This is a genomic window from Streptomyces sp. H27-C3 (assembly GCF_030063415.1).
Classification (GTDB): Bacteria; Actinomycetota; Actinomycetes; order Streptomycetales; family Streptomycetaceae; genus Streptomyces.
On the sequence record NZ_JASITA010000007.1, the window covers coordinates 195151 to 216523 of the forward strand.

The 21373-nt window shown below is 69.5% G+C and carries 19 protein-coding genes; 8 read left to right on the forward strand and 11 right to left on the reverse strand.

Features of this window, described 5'->3' with window-relative positions; all coding sequences use genetic code 11:
* Window positions 1-42: 42 nt before the first annotated feature.
* On the forward strand, window positions 43-1107 hold the full coding sequence (locus QMK30_RS09420; protein WP_283516742.1) for a sterol desaturase family protein: 1065 nt from the start codon (window positions 43-45) through the stop codon (window positions 1105-1107).
* Complete coding sequence (locus QMK30_RS09425; protein WP_283516743.1) at window positions 1104-1769, forward strand: lysoplasmalogenase; 666 nt, start codon at window positions 1104-1106, stop codon at window positions 1767-1769. Before QMK30_RS09420 ends, QMK30_RS09425 begins: the two co-directional genes overlap by 4 nt.
* A 97-nt stretch (window positions 1770-1866) precedes the next feature.
* Here the strand turns inward: QMK30_RS09425 and QMK30_RS09430 are convergent, their stop codons facing one another.
* Both QMK30_RS09430 and QMK30_RS09435 read right to left on the reverse strand, forming a co-directional pair.
* Complete coding sequence (locus QMK30_RS09430; RefSeq protein WP_283516744.1) at window positions 1867-3423, reverse strand: S8 family peptidase; 1557 nt, start codon at window positions 3421-3423, stop codon at window positions 1867-1869.
* A gap of 53 nt (window positions 3424-3476) precedes the next feature.
* On the reverse strand, window positions 3477-5006 hold the full coding sequence (locus tag QMK30_RS09435; RefSeq protein WP_283516745.1) for a S8 family peptidase: 1530 nt from the start codon (window positions 5004-5006) through the stop codon (window positions 3477-3479).
* Window positions 5007-5243: 237 nt separating this feature from the next.
* Here QMK30_RS09435 and QMK30_RS09440 point away from each other — a divergent pair, with 237 nt between their 5' ends.
* The 3 genes from QMK30_RS09440 to moaA all read left to right on the forward strand — a co-directional run bounded on the left by QMK30_RS09440 (window position 5244) and on the right by moaA (window position 8388).
* Window positions 5244-5609, forward strand: coding sequence for a DUF485 domain-containing protein (locus tag QMK30_RS09440; RefSeq protein WP_283516746.1), 366 nt, complete (start codon window positions 5244-5246; stop codon window positions 5607-5609).
* Window positions 5606-7240 carry a monocarboxylic acid transporter gene (locus QMK30_RS09445; RefSeq protein WP_283516747.1) on the forward strand — a complete coding sequence of 545 codons (1635 nt, stop codon included), beginning with the start codon at window positions 5606-5608 and terminating at the stop codon, window positions 7238-7240. The genes QMK30_RS09440 and QMK30_RS09445 overlap by 4 nt, the downstream gene beginning before the upstream one ends.
* Before the next feature lie 158 nt (window positions 7241-7398).
* Window positions 7399-8388 carry a GTP 3',8-cyclase MoaA gene (gene moaA, locus QMK30_RS09450; protein WP_283516748.1) on the forward strand — a complete coding sequence of 330 codons (990 nt, stop codon included), beginning with the start codon at window positions 7399-7401 and terminating at the stop codon, window positions 8386-8388.
* Window positions 8389-8407: 19 nt separating this feature from the next.
* On the opposite strand, the gene QMK30_RS09455 is transcribed toward moaA, so the two are convergent.
* Complete coding sequence (locus tag QMK30_RS09455; protein ID WP_283516749.1) at window positions 8408-8689, reverse strand: hypothetical protein; 282 nt, start codon at window positions 8687-8689, stop codon at window positions 8408-8410.
* A gap of 214 nt (window positions 8690-8903) precedes the next feature.
* A complete protein-coding gene (locus QMK30_RS09460; protein WP_283516750.1) occupies window positions 8904-9278 on the reverse strand; it encodes a DUF3099 domain-containing protein in 375 nt (124 codons plus the stop codon).
* 214 nt (window positions 9279-9492) lie between these two features.
* Here QMK30_RS09460 and QMK30_RS09465 point away from each other — a divergent pair, with 214 nt between their 5' ends.
* Entirely contained in the window at window positions 9493-9771 is a 279-nt protein-coding gene (locus QMK30_RS09465) for a GlsB/YeaQ/YmgE family stress response membrane protein (protein ID WP_283516751.1), read from the forward strand.
* A gap of 86 nt (window positions 9772-9857) precedes the next feature.
* Here the strand turns inward: QMK30_RS09465 and tyrS are convergent, their stop codons facing one another.
* From tyrS to QMK30_RS09480, 3 genes are read right to left on the reverse strand one after another with little or no spacing between them, the layout of a single operon-like run.
* Window positions 9858-11126, reverse strand: a complete 1269-nt coding sequence (tyrS, locus tag QMK30_RS09470) for a tyrosine--tRNA ligase (protein ID WP_283516752.1) — start codon at window positions 11124-11126, stop codon at window positions 9858-9860.
* A 45-nt stretch (window positions 11127-11171) separates the two neighbouring features.
* A complete protein-coding gene (locus QMK30_RS09475; RefSeq protein ID WP_283516753.1) occupies window positions 11172-12563 on the reverse strand; it encodes a metallopeptidase TldD-related protein in 1392 nt (463 codons plus the stop codon).
* Window positions 12560-14083 (reverse strand): TldD/PmbA family protein, encoded by a 1524-nt coding sequence (locus QMK30_RS09480; RefSeq protein WP_283516754.1) that lies wholly within the window; start codon window positions 14081-14083, stop codon window positions 12560-12562. Before QMK30_RS09480 ends, QMK30_RS09475 begins: the two co-directional genes overlap by 4 nt.
* Window positions 14084-14267: 184 nt before the next feature.
* Here QMK30_RS09480 and fabG point away from each other — a divergent pair, with 184 nt between their 5' ends.
* Both fabG and fabI read left to right on the forward strand, forming a co-directional pair.
* A complete protein-coding gene (gene fabG / locus QMK30_RS09485) occupies window positions 14268-14984 on the forward strand; it encodes a 3-oxoacyl-[acyl-carrier-protein] reductase (protein ID WP_283516755.1) in 717 nt (238 codons plus the stop codon).
* A gap of 4 nt (window positions 14985-14988) precedes the next feature.
* Window positions 14989-15756: an enoyl-ACP reductase FabI gene (gene fabI, locus QMK30_RS09490; RefSeq protein ID WP_283516756.1), complete on the forward strand. Its 768-nt coding sequence runs from the start codon at window positions 14989-14991 to the stop codon at window positions 15754-15756.
* A gap of 101 nt (window positions 15757-15857) precedes the next feature.
* Here fabI and QMK30_RS09495 read toward each other — a convergent pair whose 3' ends face one another.
* The 4 genes from QMK30_RS09495 to QMK30_RS09510 form a co-directional block, all read right to left on the reverse strand.
* Window positions 15858-17267 carry a UbiD family decarboxylase gene (locus QMK30_RS09495; RefSeq protein ID WP_283516757.1) on the reverse strand — a complete coding sequence of 470 codons (1410 nt, stop codon included), beginning with the start codon at window positions 17265-17267 and terminating at the stop codon, window positions 15858-15860.
* Window positions 17257-17997 carry a maleate cis-trans isomerase family protein gene (locus tag QMK30_RS09500; RefSeq protein ID WP_283516758.1) on the reverse strand — a complete coding sequence of 247 codons (741 nt, stop codon included), beginning with the start codon at window positions 17995-17997 and terminating at the stop codon, window positions 17257-17259. The genes QMK30_RS09495 and QMK30_RS09500 overlap by 11 nt, the downstream gene beginning before the upstream one ends.
* 92 nt (window positions 17998-18089) lie before the next feature.
* On the reverse strand, window positions 18090-19025 hold the full coding sequence (locus QMK30_RS09505; protein WP_283516759.1) for an amidohydrolase family protein: 936 nt from the start codon (window positions 19023-19025) through the stop codon (window positions 18090-18092).
* Window positions 19026-19107: 82 nt separating this feature from the next.
* Window positions 19108-21363 carry a molybdopterin cofactor-binding domain-containing protein gene (locus QMK30_RS09510; protein WP_283516760.1) on the reverse strand — a complete coding sequence of 752 codons (2256 nt, stop codon included), beginning with the start codon at window positions 21361-21363 and terminating at the stop codon, window positions 19108-19110.
* Window positions 21364-21373 lie beyond the last annotated feature (10 nt).

A 21373-nucleotide genomic window follows, 5' to 3' on the forward strand; every position in this document is an offset into this window, starting at 1 on the left:
AACCCCTAGCGGGACGCTCGGCCCCGCCTTTAAGGTGCGGGCATGCCGAACCTGCCCGATGTCGTGCTGTGGTCGATACCGGCCTTCGTCCTGCTCACCGTGATCGAAGTGGTGAGCTACCGCCTGCATCCCGACGAGGACGCCGTCGGGTACGAGACCAAGGACGCCGCCACCAGCGTCGGCATGGGGCTGGGCAGCATCGCGTTCGACATTCTCTGGAAGTTCCCGATTGTCGCGATCTACATGGCGGTGTACGAGCTGACGCCCGCCCGCGTCCCCGTCCTGTGGTGGACGATCCTGCTGATGCTGCTCGCGCAGGACTTCTTCTACTACTGGTCGCACCGCGGCCACCACGTCATCCGCATCCTGTGGGCCTGCCACGTCGTGCACCACTCCAGCCGCAACTTCAACTTCACCACCGCGCTCCGCCAGCCCTGGACGTCCCTCACCGTCTGGCCGTTCTACCTGCCGATGATCGCCTGCGGCGTGCACCCGGCCGCGCTCGCGTTCTGCTCGTCCGCGAACCTCGTCTACCAGTTCTGGGTCCACACCGAGCGGGTCGACAAGCTGCCGCGCCCCTTCGAATATGTCCTGAACACGCCCTCGCACCACCGGGTCCACCACGCGTCCCAGGGTGGCTACCTGGACCGGAACTTCGGCGGCATCCTGATCGTCTGGGACCGGCTCTTCGGCTCCTTCGCGGCCGAGACCGAGCGGCCCGTCTACGGCCTGACGAAGAACATCGAGACGTACAACCCGCTGCGCGTAGCGACGCACGAGTACGCCGCCATCGCCCGCGACGTACGCGCGGCGACGAGCTGGCGCGAGCGTGCGGGACGCGTCTTCGGCGGCCCCGGCTGGCAGCCGGCACCGCGGAAGTTGCCCGCGGCGGAGGCCAGGCCGAGCGTCGTACGCACTGTGCCCGCCGCCGTGCCCGCCGCCGTGCCCGCCGCCGTGCCCGCCGCCGTGCCCGCCGCCGTGCCGGCGGCCCTGCCGGGTGCCGGGACCGCTGTCACCCCGGAGGCCGAGGCCGCAGCCCTGCCGGTCGCCGCCGCGGTTCCTGCCCCGGAAGCCGCCGGCGTCCAGCAGCCGGAGCCCGCCGCATGAGACGTGCCGCCCTCGCCCGTCTCCTCCTCGCCGCCTTCACCGTCGCGACCGCCGCCGATCTCGTCTCGCTGCTGGCGGGCGCCGACCTCGGGCACCAGATCGCCAAGCCCCTACTGATGCCCCTGCTCGCCGCTTACGTCGTCGTGCGCGGCGGCCCCGCCCTGCTGGTCGTGGCGCTGCTCTTCGGCTGGGGAGGCGACGTCTTCCTGCTCTTCGACGCCGACCCCGCCTTCATGGCAGGCATGGGCTCCTTCGCCGCAGGGCACGTCTGCTACCTGCTGCTCTTCCGCCGGACGCGCACCAACCCGTACCTCGGCGCCGGATATGCCGTCGCCCTCGTCGGCACCGTGCTGCTGCTCTGGCCCGACCTGCCGCCCGAACTGCGCGTCCCGGTCGCCGGATACAGCCTCCTGCTCACCGTCATGGCGTGGCGGGCGAGCGACCTGGGGCTGTACGCCGGGCTCGGCGGCGCGCTCTTCCTGCTCTCCGACACCCTCATCGCCACCGGCGTCGCCGAGTGGCCCCAGCTGCCTGTGCCCGACTTCTGGATCATGCTCACCTACGCGGCGGCGCAGTACCTGCTGGCCACCGGGGTGCTCGCGCGTCAGGCCACCACGCTGCCGAGCCCCCGTCCGGCGGCGGGCGACACCGTCCGTACCTGAGACCGGGCCGCCCGGACCCGACGCGCCCGAACCCGGGCCGCCCGCACGGAAAACGGGCCGCCCGGAGACCGGGCGGCCCGTTCCTGTGGAAGGTGCGTTACTTCTTGGTCACCGCGTCCAGGGCGTCGGCGATACCGACCCCGTAGAAGCCGTTGTAGTTCTTGCCGCCCTCGCACACCGCGTCGATCTTGCCGTCGCCGTCGATGTCGTACGGGTCCGTGCACAGCGTTTTGTCGGCCTGCGCCGCGAGCAGGGCCTTGACCTTCGCCGCGGAGGCGTGCGGGTGCGTGCTCTTGATGAGCGCCGCGACACCCGCCACGTGTGGGGAGGCCATCGACGTACCGGCCATGTAGGCCCACTGACCGCCCGGCACGGGGCCGAGGATCAGGCCGCTGGTCGCGGGGGCCTGCGGCGGCTGGTACGCCGTGCTGTCGCCGCCTGGGGCCGCGATGTCGATGACGCCGCGACCGTAGTTGGAGAACGAGGACTTGATGCCCTTGGCTCCGGTCGACGAGACGGTGACCACGCCGGGCAGCTGGGTCGGCGCGTCCAGGCACTCGGACGGGTCGATGTCACGGTCCACCGGCGTCGAGTCGTTCGGGCTGGTGGTGTCGTTGACCGTGTCAGCGGCGAGGTCGAAGTTCGAGTTGCCGGCCGCGGCGACGTTCACCGCGCCCTTCTTCTCCGCGTACAGCGACGCCCGGGTGATGGCGTCGACGAGCGCCTTCTGGTCCGGGTCGTCCTTGCAGTTGAACATCCACGGGTCGGTGTAATAGCTGTTGTTGGTCACATCGACGCCGTGCTCGGCCGCCCAGATGAATCCGCAGACCACGGCCTCGGTGTAGAAGAAGCCCGCCGTCGTGGACACCTTGATGCCGGACACCTTGACGCCCGGCGCGACACCGGTGACACCGATGCCGTTCTTCGCGGCGGCGATCTCGCCCGCCACATGCGTGCCGTGCGGGCTCTCCTCGGCGGACGGGCGCCAGGCGCCGTCCGTCGTGTCCGGCTTGCCCGTCACACAGTTGACCGACGCCGCGCGGTCGAAGTTCGGCGCGAGGTCCGGGTGCGTGTCGTCGACGCCGGTGTCGATCACGGCGACCGTGACCTTCTTGCTGCCGAGCGTCTTCTCGTGGGCCTTGTCCGCCTTGATGGCGGGCAGGTCCCACTGCAAGGGCTGGAGCGGGTCCTCGCCGACGACCGCCCGGGTGGACGCGGCCTTCGCCTGCGCGCCGGTCAGCGTCTTCGGGTGGCCGATGTCCTTCGTCGACTGGGCGGGCAGCGGCGCGGTGCGGGTGGCACCCGCCGACTGGACGCCCTTGGCCTTGCGGATGGTCTTCGCGAAGGCGTCGTTCGACGAGTGGACGACGATCACGCCGATCTGGTCGTACGCCTTGACGACGGTGCCGCCCGCCTTGGTGATGGCCTTCTTCACCTTGGCCGCGTTGCCGTGCCCGGGGCGCACATTGACGACGTAACTCAGCGGCGTACCGGCCGCGCTCTGCAGGGCCGCCGCAGGGGAGGTGGCGGCGTCGGCCGAAGGCGCGGTGGTCGCGGCTGCGGTGCCCGGCAGGAAGGCGAGGGCGGCGGTTATCGCCAGGCCGGCGGGTATCGCCACGGTCCGACGGGACCAGTGGGCGCGGGGCGACGTCATGAGATCTCCGGTTCTTCGGGGCGGTCGGGGGAGAGCCACTTCTTCGGGGAGATTCACTTCTTCACGGCGTCGAGGGCGTCGACGATGCCGGAGCCGTAGTAGCCGTTGACGCGCCTGTCGCCCTCGCAGGTGGTGGCCTCGACCCAGTTGCCGGCCGCGTCGTAGACGTGGCTCGGACAGCCCGGGTTGTCCGCCTGCTTCTTGAGCATCTTCTGGAGCTGCGCCGGACTGGCCTTCGGGTGCGCGCTCTTGAGCAGCGCCGCGACGCCCGCCACGTGCGGGGTGGCCATGGAGGTGCCCTGCTTGTAGCCGTAGCCGCCGTTCAGGACGGTCGACAGAACCCGGCCGTTGGATTCGGGTGTGGCCGGGATCTGGTATTTGTCCCCACCGGGAGCCGCCACGTCGGCCACGCCGTAGCCGTAGCTGGAGTAGTACGACTTGACGTTCTTGTCGCCCGTCGCGGTGACGGTGACCACGCCGGGCAGCTGGGTCGGCGCGTCGAGGCACTCCGACGGGTCGATGGTGCGCGTGACCGGCGTGGAGTCGTTGGGGCTCGACGTGTCGACGAGCGAGTCGGCCGACAGGTCGTAGTCCGAGTTGCCCGCCGCCGCGACATTCAGGGCGCCCTTGCGCTCCGCGTACGAGGTGGCGCGCGTCAGCGAGTCGAGCAGGGCCTTCTGGTCCGGGTCGTCCTCGCAGTTGAACATCCACGGGTCGACGTAATAGCTGTTGTTCGTCACATCGATGTCGTGCTCGGCCGCCCACACGAAGCCGCAGACGACGGCCTCGGTGAAGAAGAGGCTGGTGCCGGGCTCACTGACCTTGATGCCCGCGACCTTGACGCCCGGCGCGACTCCGGCGACACCCAGGCCGTTGCGCGGCGCGGCGATCGTGCCCGCGACGTGCGTGCCGTGGTCACTGCCGTCGGTGTACGGGCGCCACGCGCCCTCGGAGGAGTCGGCGACGCCGCCGACACAGTTGGCCGACTGCGACTTGGAGAAGTTCGGCGCGAGATCCGGGTGGGTGTCGTCGACCCCGGTGTCGATCACACCGACGGTGACCCTGCGGCTGCCGTCATTGATCTTGGCGGCCTTGTCGGCCCCGATGGAGCGCAGGTCCCACTGGTTGGCCTCAAGAGGCTCCTGGCCCGGCTCCGCCGCCGCGGCGGCCTTCGCGGCCTCGGCCGCGGACAGCTTCTGGGTGGTGCCTTCTTCGGTGATACCGACCGGCGTGAGCGGGGCGGTACGGGTGGCGCCGGCCGAGGACACGCCCCTGGCTCTGCGTATCTCCTTGCCGAAGTCCGGGTTCTGCGAGTGGACTACGACGACGCCGATCTGCTCGTACGCCTTCACCACGGTCCCGCCGGCCATGGCTATCGCCTTCTTGACCGACCTGCTGTGGCCGCCCTTGGTGTTGACCACGTAGGACAACTTCGGTCCCGTGGGGGCGGCCGTGGCGGTCGCCGGGCCGTCCTGCGGCGCGGCCGTGGCGACCGCCCCTGGCAGGAAGCCGAGCGAGGCCGTCAGTGCCAGTCCGACGGGCAGGGCGAGTGCGCGCTGTCGTCTGGATCCCAGATGAGCCATGGGTTCTCCACATCATCCGTGAGAACCGCCCTGCGCGGGGTGCACATGAGCGGGTACATGTCGAGTGAAGCTAGCGCCGATCATGCGTTCGTATCAACGAGTTCGGAAAAGATAGTGCCGATATCGAACCGCGTCGCCGTGCGCTCCGTGCCGTTGTCAGGGGGACGAGCCTCACCGCCCCCCGGCAGTGAGCTCGTACGGCCCACCCCAACCGCACCCCCGTCGCGAGGAGAATCCGTGGCAACCGATGCCCCACCGCCCGAGGGCGGCACGGACCTGAGTACAGCTGGACCCACGACGGAGCAGTACGTCGCGATGCAGAACAGCCCCGAATTCGGGGAGCTGCGTCGCTCGCACCGTGCCTTCGCCATCCCTCTGACCATCGCCTTCATCGCCTGGTACCTGCTGTACGTCCTGCTGTCCAACTACGCGGGCGGCTTCATGGGCACCAAGCTCTTCGGCAACATCAACGTGGCTCTCGTCTTCGGCCTCGCCCAGTTCCTCACCACCTTCCTCATCGCCTGGTTCTACTCGCGCCACGCCGCGACGAAGCTCGACCCGAAGGCGGAAGCCATCAAGTCCCGCATGGAGGCCGACGTATGAGCACCGCGCTGATCACGGTCCGGATCGCCGCGGCCGGTGACGCCAGCGAGCACCGCCCGCTGATCATCACCTTGTTCGGCCTCTTCGTCGTCGCGACGCTGATCATCACCGTCTGGGCCGGGCGCCAGACCAAGAGCGCCGCCGACTTCTACGCGGGCGGCCGGCAGTTCACCGGCTTCCAGAACGGCCTCGCGATCTCCGGCGACTACATGTCCGCCGCGTCCTTCCTCGGCATCGCCGGCGCCATCGCCCTCTTCGGATACGACGGCTTCCTCTACTCCATCGGCTTCCTGGTCGCCTGGCTGGTCGCCCTGCTCCTGGTCGCCGAACCGCTGCGCAACTCCGGCCGGTACACGATGGGCGACGTCCTCGCCTACCGCATGCGCCAGCGCCCGGTCCGTACCGCGGCGGGCGCCTCCACCATCGTCGTGTCGATCTTCTACCTGCTCGCGCAGATGGCGGGCGCGGGCGTGCTGGTCTCGCTGCTCCTCGGCATCACGAGTGACGCGGGCAAGATCCTGATCGTCGCCCTGGTCGGCGTCCTGATGATCGTGTACGTGACCATCGGCGGCATGAAGGGCACCACCTGGGTCCAGATGGTCAAAGCGGTCCTGCTCATCACCGGCACCGTGCTGATCACCTTCCTGATCCTGCTGAAGTTCAACTTCAACGTCTCCGACCTGCTCGGCTCCGCTGCCTCGAACAGCGGCAAGGGCTCGGCGTTCCTGGAGCCCGGCCTGAAGTACGGCGCCACCAGCGTCTCCAAGCTCGATTTCATCTCGCTCGGCATCGCCCTGGTCCTGGGCACCGCCGGTCTGCCGCACATCCTGATCCGCTTCTACACCGTCCCGACGGCCAAGGCCGCCCGTAAGTCCGTGAACTGGGCGATCGGCATCATCGGCGGCTTCTACCTGATGACCATCGTGCTGGGCTTCGGCGCGGCGGCGCTGCTCAAGCCGGCCGACATCATCGCCTCCAACAAGGCGGGCAACACGGCGGCGCCACTGGCCGCGCTGGAGATCGGCGGCGGCGCCGGCTCCACCGGCGGCGCGATCCTGCTCGCGGTGATCTCCGCGGTCGCCTTCGCCACCATCCTCGCGGTGGTCGCCGGCCTCACGCTGGCGTCCTCGTCCTCGTTCGCGCACGACATCTACGCCAACGTGATCCGCCGGGGCCAGGCCACCGAGAAGGAAGAGGTCCGCGCCGCCCGCTGGGCGACGGTGGCCATCGGTGTCGTCTCCATCGCACTGGGCGCACTCGCCCGCGATCTGAACGTGGCCGGTCTGGTCGCCCTCGCCTTCGCGGTCGCCGCGTCCGCGAACCTGCCGACGCTCCTCTACAGCCTGTTCTGGAGGAAGTTCACCACCCAGGGCGCGCTGTGGTCCATCTACGGCGGCCTGGCCTCGTCGGTGACCCTGGTGCTCTTCTCACCGGTGGTCTCCGGCAAGGAGACGTCGATGTTCCCCGGCGTGGACTTCGCCTGGTTCCCGCTGGAGAACCCCGGCCTGATCTCGATCCCGCTGGGCTTCCTGCTCGGCTGGCTCGGGGCCGTGCTGTCGAAGGACGACGTGGACAAGGAGAAATACGCGGAGCTGGAGGTCAAGTCGCTCACCGGCATCGGAGCGCACTGACCCGGGTTTTCACCGCACCCCTCCGTGGCCGCGTCGTAGAGTCCTACGACGCGGCCACGCCGCTCTGGTGACTTCGGGCCCCCATCGATGTCACAGGTGTCGCGTAGGCTTGACGCCGTTCCACCATGATGAATTTACGGATCGGGGAGGAGGTCGACATGCTCATCGACACCTACGGCCGGGTCGCCACCGACCTGCGTGTTTCACTCACCGACCGCTGCAATCTGCGCTGTACGTACTGCATGCCGGAAGAAGGCCTGCAGTGGCTGACGAAGCCGGATCTGCTCACCGACGACGAGATCGTGCGGCTGATCCGGATCGCCGTCACCGACCTCGGCATCACCGAGGTGCGCTTCACCGGCGGTGAGCCGCTGCTGCGCCCCGGGATCGTCGGCATCGTCGAGCGCTGCGCGGCCCTGGAGCCGCGCCCCCAGATGTCCCTGACCACCAACGGCATCGGGCTCAAGCGCACCGCGTCCGCACTGAAGGCGGCCGGTCTCGACCGGGTCAATGTCTCGCTCGACACCCTGCGCCCCGACGTCTTCAAGACACTCACCCGCCGCGACCGCCACCAGGACGTCATCGACGGCATGGCGGCGGCCCGCGAGGCCGGTCTGACGCCGGTCAAGGTCAACGCCGTGCTGATGCCCGGGCTCAACGACGACGAGGCCCCGGAGCTGCTCGCCTGGGCCGTGGAGAACGAATACGAGCTGCGCTTCATCGAGCAGATGCCGCTGGACGCGCAGCACGGCTGGAAGCGCGACGGCATGATCACCGCCGGTGACATCCTGGAGTCTTTGCGTACGCGCTTCGCGCTCACCGAGGAGAGCGAGGGCGAGCGAGGCTCCGCCCCCGCCGAGCGCTGGGTCGTGGACGGCGGCCCGCACCGGGTCGGCGTCATCGCCTCCGTCACGCGCCCGTTCTGCGCGGCCTGTGACCGGACCAGGCTCACCGCCGACGGACAGGTGCGCACCTGCCTCTTCGCTCGTGAGGAGTCGGACCTGCGGGCCGCCCTGCGCTCCGGTGCGCCGGACGAGGAGATCGCCCGGTTCTGGAAGCTCGCGATGTGGGGCAAGAAGGCGGGCTCCGGTCTCGACGACCCGACGTTCCTGCAGCCCGATCGGCCGATGTCGGCCATCGGCGGCTGACGCCCCGGCCCCGGGGTCTTCAGTCGCCCCGGGGGACGGACTCCCATTCCTCCAGGGTCACCACGTCCTTGAGGAAGCCCCGCAGGTCCAGGAAGTGGGAGAGGTGCTCGCGGTGCTCCTCGCACGCGACCCACGTCTTGCGGCGGTCCGGTGTGTGCACCTTGGGGTTGTTCCAGACGACGACCCAGACAGCGGTGGCGCGGCAGCCCTTGGCCGAGCAGACCGTGGCAGTGGCGCCGGCTTCGGTGGAGGGGGCGGCGTCCGGAGAACCGGGAGAGCGGGGAGTGTCGGCGGAGTTCACGCACTCAACCCTAGATCAGCTCCGGGAGCCGGCCGCGAAAACCCCCGGGAAATGGCGACGCCGAGCAGCCACGGGGGGAGCTGCCCGGCGTCGGTCCGTCGCTCCGACGGGGGATGCGGAGCGCCTACGAAGTATGTCACGCGACACGGGGTGCGGTGCACCGGAACTTCATGATTGATCTGAGCTTTTCTTGAGCTTTGCAGACCGGTAAAGATCAGCTTTGTTCGCGTGGCCATTGTTCTCGGTCGGTCGTTGCCGCTTCCGGGGCGGGTTCCGCGCCGACCGCTCCGAGAGGCGGCTCGATGGCCGGCACTATCGGCGTCGGAATATAGGCGGACGGCAGCGAAGGCGCGTTCTGCCGACCCCCGTTGGCGATTACCACGGCGATGTACGGCAGGAGTACGCCCAGCCCGAGGGCCACGATCGCGATGTGCCGTTCCACGTTCCACAAGGCCGCTGCCAGCACCACCGACACGGTACGGACCGACATCGAAATGATGTAACGGCGCTGCCTGCCGCGAATGTCGTCGGCCAGGCTCTGCCGCGCCCCGGTAATCCGGACGACCTCGGCGCTGCGCTGTTTCCGCATCACGTTCCACCACCCGATTTCCTGTGCCGGACACTCTCCGGACCGGACACCTCCCACGTTACGCCGCGGCTCCGCCGACTTCGAGACCGGGGCATCCCAGGCCCGGGTGTGCGCGCCCCGCCGATCCACGTATGGCGCTGTCCGACATGCGCCGTACGGTACATCGTCCGAAACTGGGCGAACATGCGCGAACCGCGCCGCATGAGGAGGCGACATGAGTTGGTTGTGGGCAATCGTCGTGGGACTGATCCTGGGACTGATCGCGAAGGCGATCCTTCCCGGGAAACAGGAGATCCCGCTGTGGCTGACGGCCGTGTTCGGAATTCTCGGCAGCATTCTCGGTAACGCGGTCGCCACCTGGATGGGCATCAACGAGACCAAGGGCATCGACTGGGGACGGCACATCCTCCAGCTGATCGGCGCCGTGGCGGTGGTCGGTGTCGGTGACATGCTCTGGTCCGCGATCCGGGGCAAGGGCCGGCAGAGAACCTGACTGTCCACGAAGAAGGGCGGCCGGACACGCTGAGTGTCCGGCCGCCCTTCTTCGTGGACAGTCAGGCCGGCCGGACCACCGACGGCTCAGCCCCCGGTGACCTCGACCGCAGCCAGGTTCTTCTTGCCCCGGCGCAGCACCAGCCAGCGGCCGTGCAGCAGCTGCTCCGGGCCCACCGGGGTCTCCTCGTCGGCGACCTTGACGTTGTTCACGTAGGCCCCGCCCTCCTTGATCGTGCGGCGGGCGGCGGACTTGCTCGCGGACAGACCGACCTCCGTGAGCAGATCCACGACGGACCCGAGCGCGGCGACCTCGGCGTGCGGCAGCTCGGAGAGAGCCGCACGCAGGGTGGGCTCGTCCAAATCGGACAGCTCACCCTGGCCGAAGAGCGCCTTCGACGCGGCGGTGACGCCGTCGCACTGCTCCGTGCCGTGCACCATCGTCGTCAGCTCCTGGGCCAGTGCCCGCTGCGCGGCGCGCGCCTGCGGGCGCTCCTCGGTCAGCTTCTCCAGCTCCTCGATCTCCTCGCGGGACTTGAAGCTGAAGATGCGCAGGAACTTCGGGATGTCCCGGTCGTCGGCGTTCAGCCAGAACTGGAAGAAGGCGTACGGCGTGGTCCGCTCGGCGTCGAGCCAGACCGTGCCCGACTCCGTCTTGCCGAACTTCGTGCCGTCGGCCTTGGTGATCAGCGGCGTCGCCACCGCGTGCACCTGCGCCTCGGGCTCGACCCGGTGGATCAGGTCGGTGCCCGCGGTCAGGTTGCCCCACTGGTCGCTGCCGCCGGTCTGCAGCGTGCAGCCGTAGCGCCGGTTCAGCTCCATGAAGTCCATGCCCTGCAGGATCTGGTAGCTGAACTCGGTGTAGCTGATGCCCGCGTCGGAGTTGAGCCGTCGCGAGACGGCCTCCTTCGCGATCATCTTGTTGACCCGGAAGTACTTGCCGATGTCCCGCAGGAAACTGATGGCCGACAGACCCGACGTCCAGTCCAGGTTGTTGACCATGGTCGCGGCGTGCGGTCCTTCGAAGTCGAGGAACCGCTCGATCTGCCCGCGCAGCCGCTGCACCCAGGCGGCGACCGTCTCGGGGTCGTTGAGCGTGCGCTCCGAGTTCGGCTTGGGGTCGCCGATCAGCCCCGTCGCGCCGCCGACCAGGCCCAGCGGGCGGTTGCCCGCCAGCTGGATCCTGCGCATGGTGAGGATCTGGACCAGATTGCCGAGGTGCAGGCTGGGCGCGGTCGGGTCGAAGCCGCAATAGAACGTGACGGGACCGTCCGCGAACGCCTTCCGCAATGCGTCCTCGTCAGTGGAAAGGGCGATCAGCCCGCGCCACTGCAGTTCGTCGACGATGTCCGTCACGGTTCTCTTGTCTCCTCGGTGATGTTTACGGTTCGCAGTGCGAGGTTATACGCCCTGGCTGACCGAACTCATATTGAAATCCGGGATGCGCAGTGCGGGCATCGCGGCCCGGGTGAACCAGTCGCCCCATTCCCGGGGCAGCGTCTTCTCGGTGCGTCCCGCCTCGGAGGCCCGCGACAGCAGATCCACCGGCGACTCGTTGAACCGGAAGTTGTTCACCTCGCCCACCACTTCGCCGTTCTCCACGAGGTAGACACCGTCCCGGGTCAGACCCGTCAGCAGCAGCGTCGCGGGGTCGACCTCCCTGATGTACCAGAGGCACGTCAGCAGCAGCCCGCGCCCGGTGGCGGCGACCATCTCGTCCAGCGACTTCTCACCGCCGCCGTCCAGGATCAGATTGTCGATCGCCGGGGCCACCGGCAGCCCGGTCAGGCCCGCGCTGTGCCGGGTCGTCGTGAGGCGCTCCAGCTTCCCGCCGCGCACCCAGTCGGTGGCCGCCAGCGGCAGCCCGTTGTCGAACACCGACGAGTCGTCGCCCGAGGAGTGCGCGATGACGAACGGCGCGGACTCCAGACCCGGCTCGTTCGGATCGCTGCGCAGCGTCAGCGGCAGCCCCGAGAGCGTCTCCCCGACCCTGGTCCCGCCACCCGGCTTGGAGAAGACCGTACGGCCCTCCACGGCGTCCCTGGCCGCCGACGACCACAGCTGGTAGATCAGCAGATCGGCGACCGCGGTCGGCGGCAGCAGCGTCTCGTAGCGGCCCGCCGGGAGGTCGATCCGGCGCTCGGCCCAGCCCAGGCGCTTGGCCAGTTCCGCGTCGAGCACCGCCGGATCCACGTCCTTGAAGTCCCGGGTGGCGTGCCCGGTCCAGGCCGAGCGGGTACGGTCCGGCGACTTCGCGTTGATCTCCAGCGTGCCGTTCGGCTGGTCGTGGCGCAGCCGCAGCCCCGTCGACGTACCCAGGTAGCTGGAGGTCATCTCGTGGTTCGCGAAGCCGTACAGTTCACGGCCGCCGGCCCTGGCACGGGCGAAGGACTCGCCGAGCGCGGGCGCGAAGTCGGTGAACACCGCGGACGAGGTCTCGGCCGGCGCGTCCCTGAAGTCGGGCGACGCGGGCACCCCGGAGACCAGCGGCTGGGCGTCCTCGGCCGGCTCGGCGCCCCGGGCGGCCGCCTCGGCGGCCCGCACCAGCGGCTCCAGCTCGTCGGCGGTGACCGCGGAGCGCGACACCACACCCGAAGCGGTGCCGCGGGCGCCGTCGACGGTCGCGATCACCGTCAGGGTGCGGCCGCGGGTGACCCCGTTGGTCGTGAGCGAATTGGCCGCCCAGCGCAGATTGGCCGAGGACTGCTCGTCGGCGATCACCACCAGACCGTCGCCGCGCGCCAGCTCCAGGGCCCGCTCGACGATCTCGTACGGCTTGGCTGTGCGGCTCATCGACCGGCCTCCTGCGTGGTGTTGAGGATATTGACGCCCCGGAAGAGAGCCGAAGGGCAGCCGTGCGAGACCGCGGCGACCTGGCCGGGCTGGGCCTTGCCGCAGTTGAAGGCGCCGCCCAGGACATAGGTCTGCGGGCCGCCGACCTTCTCCATGGAGCCCCAGAAGTCCGTGGTCGTCGCCTGGTAGGCGACATCGCGCAGCTGGCCCGCGAGCTTCCCGTTCTCGATCCGGAAGAAACGCTGCCCGGTGAACTGGAAGTTGTAGCGCTGCATGTCGATCGACCAGGACCGGTCGCCCACCACGTAGATGCCGCGCTCGACGCCTCCGATCAGGTCCTCCGTCGACGGACCGCCCGGGTCCGGCTGGAGCGAGACGTTCGCCATGCGCTGCACGGGCACATGGCCGGGAGAGTCGGCGTAGGCGCAGCCGTTCGACCGCCCCAGACCGGTCAGCTTCGCGATGCGCCGGTCCAACTGGTAGCCGGTGAGCGTGCCGTCCTTGATCAGGTCCCAGGACTGCGCCTCGACGCCCTCGTCGTCGAACCCCACGGTCGCCAGCCCGTGCTCGGCGGTCCTGTCTCCCGTCACATTCATGATCGGCGAGCCGTACGCGAGCTTCCCGAGCTGGTCGAAGGTGGCGAAGGAGGTCCCGGCGTACGCCGCCTCGTACCCCAGCGCCCGGTCCAGCTCGGTGGCGTGCCCGATCGACTCGTGGATGGTCAGCCACAGATTGGAGGGGTCCACCACCAGGTCGTACGAGCCCGCCTGGACGCTGGGCGCGCGCATCTTCTCGGCGAGCAGCGACGGGATCTGCTCCAGCTCCGTCTCCCAGTCCCAGCCGTTGCCCCGCAGATACTCCCAGCCGCGTCCCACCGGCGGGGCGATCGTGCGCATCGAGTCGAACTCACCGGTCGTGGCATCCACCGCGACCGCCGTGACCTGCGGATGCAGCCGCACCCGCTGCTGGGTGGTGACGGTGCCCGCGGTGTCCGCGTAGAACTTGTTCTCCTGCACGGTCAGCAGGGAGGCGTCGACATGCGCGACGCCGTCCGCGGCCAGCAGCCGCGCGCTCCACTCCGCGAGCAGCCCCGCCTTCTCCTCGTCGGGCACGGAGAACGGATTGATCTCGTACGAGGAGACCCAGGTCCGGTCGGCGTGCACCGGCTCGTCCGCCAACTCCACGCGCTCCTTGGACCCAGCGGCCTTGATCACCTTCGCGGACAGCTTGGCCATCGCCACGGCCTGGCCCGCGACCCGCGCCGCCGCGTCCATGGTCAGGTCAACCCCGGAGGCGAACCCCCAGCTGCCGCCGTGCACCACCCGCACCGCATAGCCGAGGTCCGTGGTGTCGGAGGAACCCGACGGCTTGGCGTCGCGCAGCCGCCAGGAGGCGCTGCGCACCCGCTCGAAGCGGAAATCGGCGTGATCGGCGCCGAGGGCACGCGCCCGCGCGAGCGCCGCGTCGGCGAGCGCGCGGAGCGGCAGCGCCGTGAACGCTTCGTCGATGGAATGAGGCACGGATGACTCCTGTCGTCGGGACCGGACGCCTCCGATGATGTCGCGCCGCAGGGCCTCTTGCCCACCACTTTCTGTAGGGACCCGACAGTGACTTCTCCAAGGCGCTGTCAGAGCCCGATTCTCCGTACAACGTCATGTACCGATAGCTTCGATCAGTACCCGACCGCTATCGAAAGGGTGTCCGTTGAGCCGCTCGGTTCTCGTCACCGGTGGAAACCGGGGCATCGGCCTCGCCATCGCCCGCGCTTTCGCCGACGCCGGCGACAAGGTCGCGATCACCTACCGCTCGGGTGAGCCGGCGGACCTCGAAAAGCTGGGGTTCCTGGCCGTCAAGTGCGACATCACCGACACCGAGCAGGTGGAGCAGGCCTACAAGGAGATCGAGGAGAAGCACGGTCCCGTGGAGGTGCTGGTCGCCAACGCCGGCGTCACCAAGGACAAGCTGCTGATGCGGATGTCCGAGGAGGACTTCACGTCCGTCCTCGACACCAACCTCACCGGCGCCTTCCGGGTCGTCAAGCGCGCCAACCGCGGCATGCTGCGCGCCAAGAAGGGCCGCGTCGTCCTGATCTCCTCGGTCGTCGGGCTCCTCGGCTCGGCCGGGCAGGCGAACTACGCCGCCTCCAAGGCCGCCCTGGTCGGCTTCGCACGGTCCCTCGCCCGCGAGCTCGGCTCGCGCAACATCACCTTCAATGTCGTCGCGCCCGGGTTTGTCGACACCGACATGACCAAGGTGCTCACCGACGAGCAGCGCAGCGGCATTGTCGCCAGTGTGCCACTCGGCCGGTACGCGCAGCCGGAGGAGATCGCCGCCGCGGTCCGCTTCCTCGCGTCCGACGACGCCTCGTACATCACTGGAGCCGTCATCCCGGTTGACGGCGGATTGGGCATGGGTCACTGATCACATGAGCGGAATTCTTGACGGCAAGCGCGTCCTCATCACGGGCGTGCTGATGGAGTCCTCCATCGCCTTCCACACCGCCAGGCTGGCCCAGGAGCAGGGTGCCGAAGTCATCCTGACCGCCTTCCCCCGGCCCACGCTGACCGAGCGCATCGCCAAGCGGCTGCCCAAGCCCGCCAAGGTCATCGAGCTGGACGTCACCAACACCGAGCACCTGGACCGCCTCGCGGACCTGGTCCGCGCGGAGCTCGGCAGCCTCGACGGAGTCGTGCACTCCATCGGCTTCGCCCCGCAGGACGCGCTCGGCGGCAACTTCCTGAACACGCCGTTCGAGTCGGTCGCCACGGCGATGCACGTCTCGGCGTTCTCGCTGAAGTCGCTCACCATGGCGTGCCACCCCCTGATGAGCAGTGGCGGCGCGGTCGTCGGCCTCACCTTCGACGCCCAGTACGCCTGGCCGCAGTACGACTGGATGGGCCCGGCCAAGGCCGCGCTGGAGGCGACCTCCCGTTACCTTGCCCGTGACCTGGGCAAGGACAACATCCGCTGCAACCTGATCTCGGCCGGCCCGATCGGCTCGATGGCCGCCAAGTCCATCCCGGGCTTCTCGGATCTGGCGGAAGTATGGAACAACCGCTCCCCGTTGGCCTGGGACATGGCCGACCCGGAACCGACCGGCCGCGGAGTCGTGGCGCTGCTCTCCGACTGGTTCCCGAAGACCACCGGTGAGATCATCCACGTGGACGGCGGGCTGCACGCCGTCGGCGCGTAACGTCCGGCCCGGATTCCGCAGGAGCCGATCCGGCGGACGGAGTCCGGCGCAGCCGTGCGAAGCCCGTGAGGCCCCCGGGGCCGAGCGGTACGAGTGCGGCGTTAAGAAGGGGAAGCCGCGCGTCTGTCCAGCAGACGGCGCGCGGCTTCCGTGCGCCGTGGGTCGACCCTGATGCGTACGCCGTCGAAGTCCGGGCCCCGCGTCGCGTCCAGCGCCATCCGGGACGTCGTGCCGTCCGCCGTCGATGACGGGTCCAGCGGACTGCCCGGCAGCCCGTTGACCGTGAACACGTCGCGGTGCGGCTGCAGATGGGTGGCCATCGCCCACAGGACCTGGGAGTCCACGGTGACATCGACGTCCTCGTCGACCGCGACGACCGTCTTGAGGTACGGGTCCCAGCCCAGCAGGCCGAGCATGATCTGACGGGCCTGGCCCGGACGGCTCGCGCGCATCGCCACATACGCGTGGAAGTGCGTGCCCGATGTCGGATAGTGCAACGCCGTGACCTCGGGGAAGCGGTCCATCAGCTTCTGCGCCATCTCCGACTCGCGCGGGATCCGGGCGAGGTTGAGGTGCTCGGCCGTGTTGCCGCCCACCACGTCGAGGAGCAGCGCCTCCCGGCGGCGCAGGACCGTACCGACGGTCAGCACGTTGTTGGTCGAGCGGTCCGAGGAGTACCCGGAGAACTCGCCGAACGGGCCCTCGTCCGCCCGCCGCGCCGGGTCGATCACCCCCTCCAGGACGATTTCGGCGCTCGCCGGCACCCGGATTCCGTGCTCCGGTGTCCGCACCACCTCCAGCGGCGCCCCGAACAGGCCGCCCGCGACAGTCCGTTCGTCGGTGTCCGCGCCGACGCGCGCCGACGCGGCGAGCATGAACAGCGGATGCGCGCCCACCACCATCGCCACTGGCAGCGGCTCGCCGTGCTCCTCGGCCAGCCGCAGCAGCTGCCACAGATGTCCGCGCGAGTGCAGGCTGGTGGCCAGTTCATTGCGGCTGTGGATCAGCGAGCGGTGGTAACTGAGGTTGCCGGAGCGGCCGGTGGCGTACGACGGTGCCTCGGCCGTGATGATGCCGCTGGTGATGTACGGGCCGCGGTCCGACGCGAAGTGCTGGATGAGGGGGAGCGCGGTGAGGTCCACCGCGTCACCCGAATCGACGACTTCGAGGACCGGCCCGTCCGCGACGACGCGCGGCTCGCAGCGCCGGGCGGACGCGCGCTGGTACGCCCGGTGCAGTCCGGCCGGGCCGTCGCCGAGCAGCCGGCCGATGCGGCGCCGGGACGCGAAGACATTCGTGACCAGTGTGGTCTCCAGCCCCGCCACCCGCGAGCACACCAGCAGCTCGTCACGGCCGCGCGCCGCGAGTTCCATGACGAGCGCCGCCACGTCCTCACCGTCGATCTTTTCCTCGATGTTCAGTACGTCCTCGGGGTGGCGGGCGGCGTACTCGCTGAGGAAGACCCGCAGATCCTGCGACACGCCGAGGGACGGAGCGGGCTCAGTGGTCACAGCAGACCCCCGCCTTCTGATCGACGCTGAACAGCTCGCCCCACTCCGGCGCGCTCACCGTCAGCCCCAGCAGATCGAGTCCGGTACGGATCGCCACCCGCGCCCCGTCGTACACCGGCTTGCCCAACTCCCGTTCCACCAGCGCAGCGACGGGCGCCACCGGCAGCTCGGTGCCCGCCACCACCACACACTGCGCGTCCAGCGAGTCCGCGCCGAGCAGCAGCTTGCGCATCCGCGAGACCGGCAGTTCCGCAGCCTCGCGCGGCGTGCCGAGACCGAGCGCCGTCACCGAGGCGACCTTGAATCCCGCCGCGAGATACGTGTCCGCGAGACGGCCCGCGACCTGCTCCGAGCCGGGCGCGATCAGCGCCAGCGAGATGATGTCGCGCCGCGCGAGCAGATCGAGCTGCCCCAGCGTGACGGTGGAGGCCCGTACGCCCGTGACTTCCTCGATCCAACGGGCCACGGCCCGCCCGTGCGCCGCGCCGTGCAGATCGCTCGAACTGCCGCCCCACACGACCGCGTCCACCCCCGCATCGGCCAACAGCCGGGCCGAACGCGTCAGTTCATTGGACTGGGAGGGGGCGAGCGCCGGGCCGCTCAGCACTTCGGGCAGCGCGGCCCGCCCGATGGGCTGGGCGGTCTCGATGGAGACAGGCTTGCAGATCTGCGCCGCCCAGCGTTCGACGCCGATGCCGGTGGAGGGAACGAGATGACCGATGCGCTGCATGGGATTCCATTTCTCGTCTGCTCGCCGCCGGACGGGCTCGCAACCGAGCCCGTCCGGCGGCCGAGGACACGCGGCGTCAAGCCGCATCGGGGCTACGCGCGGGACGGCGCGGCCGAGTCCAGCGAGGCGTAACTGTCCTTCAGGCGCAGCTGTGCCTCTTCCTGGTTGCGCGGCGGGGGCGTGGGCTCGATGCCCAGCAGCTTCGCCACGTTGTTGCCGAGGTAGCCCTCCAGGTGTTCCTCGGAGAGGTTCATGCCTTGCGGCGGCGGGCCGCACAGCACCTCCAGCTCACGCGCCCACATGCCGGGTTCGTTCGGCGGTGAGTCGGTCCCGAAGAGCAGCTGGTGCTTCTCCATCTGCTGGGCGAACTCCACGATCCGCGACTGGAGCAGCCAGCCCGACTCGCCGTACACATTGGGGGAGTCGAGGATCATGTAGAGCGCCTCGAAGCAGTACACGCCGCCGGTCTGCACCCCGAAGTGGCCCAGAATGAAGTTGACGTTGGGGAACTCGCGGATGATCGGATAGAACTGCGTCGGGATCGAGTAGGGCCCGTCGCCGGTGTGGATCAGGACGAGGATGCCCAGCTCGTCGCAGACCCGCAGGACGGGACGGAGCCAGTCCAGCGCCCGGTCGGGGCGGTAGGCATGCATGTTGGCATGCAGCTTGAGCATCTTGTAGCCGTATTCCTTGACATGGAATTCCAGCTCCTTCACGCCGTTCTCGGGCCCGAAGCGCGGGTTGTACATGAAGTTCCCGATGAAGCGGTCGGGGTACGTCGTCACCAGTTCGGTGATGTACGCCATGTAGTCCCGGATGCCTTCGCGGCCGCCGCGCATCCCGTCCTGCCACACGCTGTTGCCGGGCGGGGGCATGATGCAGCCGTAGTCGATCCGGCGCGGCTTGCCGTTGATCATGTACGGGCCGTCCATCATGGCCAGCGTCCGCTCACCGGTGAACGGATCGCCGTCGTGCCTCCAGGCCTGGTCCACAACGTTCGTGGGGTGCATATGGGTGTCGATGATCAAGGTGCTGTTCCTTCCCAGCTGGTTCTGGTCGTATGTCGGATGACCGTGGTGAACCGTCGGGGGACCCGGGGGCGGGCCCGCATCACCTCCCTTCGTTGCCGGGGCTGCTGATGGAGCCGTCACGGCCGATGAAGTCGTCGGGCCGTACCGGCACCCTGGCCAGCTCCAGGCCGGTCGCGTCACGCAGCGCGTTGGCGATGGCCGGAGTGGAGGACAGGGTCGGTGGTTCGCCCACCCCGTTCAGGCCGTACGGCGAGTCGGGGTGCGGAAGTTCAAGAAGGTCTATGGGCACTGACGGCATGTCCGCGATGGTGGGGATGAGGTAGTCGGTGAAGGACGGGTTGCGCACCCGGCCGTCCTTCACATGCAGCTCCTCCATCAGTGCGAGGCCGAGCCCCTGGGCGCTGCCGCCCTCGATCTGCCCCTCAACAGCCAGGGGATTCATTGCCTTGCCGACATCCTGTGCGGTGGCCAGCTCGACCACTTTCACCAGGCCGAGGTCGGTGTCGACCTCCACGACCGCCCGGTGCGCGGCGAACGCGAACGCGATATGGGCGTCGCCCTGCCCCTGTTCCGGGTCCACCGGGAACGTACGGCGATGGGAGAACTCGTACTCCGCCTCGATCGGCCCGTTCGCGAGCAGCTTCTCCGGCGGACCGCCGCCCCGGGCGTCCAGCTCCTCCCGCACCGCCCTGCACGCGCCCCGGACCGCGCCCCCGCTCATCCAGGTGATCCGGGAGGCGGACGCCGATCCGGCGTCACCGACCCGGGTGTCGGCCGGCAGCACCACCACCCGCTCGACGCCCAGCTCGGTCCTGACTATCTGCGCCTGCACGGTGACGATGCCCTGGCCGCATTCGGCGGCGGAGGTGTGGATCTCGGCGACCGGCTCGCCCTCGACGAGGGACAGCCGGACCCGGGCCACCGAACGGTCGTCGACGCCGCCCGAGAAGCCGATCGCCTTCACCCCGATCGCATAGCCGACGCCACGTTTGATGCCCTCGCCGTGCGTGGTGTTGTTCAGCCCGCCGGGGAGAGCGAAGGTCCCCTCGGGGGCGGGCGGCAGCGGCCGGTCCCGCAGCCGCTCAAGGAGTTCGGCGGCCGGCGCCGGGCCGTCCACCGCCTGGCCCGTCGGGAGTACGGTGCCGGTCGTCATCGCGTTGCGTATCCGCAGCTCCACCGGGGCGATGCCGAGCGCGACGGCCAGCTTGTCGAGATTCGACTCGACGCCGTAGCAGGACTGCACCGCGCCGAAGCCGCGCATCGCCCCGCACGGCGGGTTGTTGGTGTAGACGGAGAAGCCGTCGATCTCGACATGTGGTACGTCGTAGGCGCCCGCCGCGAAGTACGAACCGTTGGCTATGACGACCTGCGAGGTGGAGGTGTAGGCGCCGCCGTCGAAGAGCAGCCGCGCCTTGACGTAGACGATCCTGCCGCCCTGTGTCGCGCCGTGCTCGAACCACATCTTCGCCGGGTGCCGGTGCACATGTCCGAAGAAGGACTCCTCGCGGTTGTAGCTCATCTTCACCGGTCGCCCGGTACGCAGCGCCAGCAGCGCCGCGTGGATCTGCACGGACACGTCCTCACGGCCGCCGAACGCCCCGCCGACGCCCGACAGTGTCAACCGCACCTTCTCCGGAGGCAGTCCGAGGGCCGAGCACATCTGCCGCTGGTCGTCGTGGATCCACTGCGTGGACACATAGACGTCCACGCCACCGTCCTCGGCCGGTATCGCCAGCCCCGACTCGGGCCCCAGGAACGCCTGGTCCTGCATCCCGACCTCGTACACCCCCGAGACGACCACATCGGCGAGCCGCTCGGCCGCGGCCATGTCGCCGTGCCGGATGCGGACATGACGTACGACATTGCCGCTCTTCCCGTCGACCCGGCGCTCGTGCACCAGCGGGCCCGAACCCCGTACCGCCTCCTCGGGGTCGGTGAGCGCGGGCAGCTCCTCGTACTCCACCTCAATCAGGCGCAGCGCGCGCCGCGCCGTCTCGGGGTGGTCGGCGGCCACCAGCGCCACCGGCTCGCCCTGGTGGCGCACCCGGTCGGCGGCCAGCACCGGCTGGTCGGCGACCTTCATGCCGTAGTGCAGCCGGCCCGGCACGTCTTCGTGGGTGAGCACCGCCACGACGCCGGGCAGCTCGCGCGCCCTGGTGGCGTCCAGCCGTACGATCCGCGCCGATGGATGCGGGCTGCGCAGGGTCGCGCCCCACACCATGCCGTCCATGCGCAGGTCGGAGGAGTAGGCGAAGGCCCCCTTGACCTTCAGACGGCCGTCGGGCCGCAGGACGCTCTCGCCCACCCCCTGCCGGATGCCGGTAGCGGTACTCACGATCGATCAC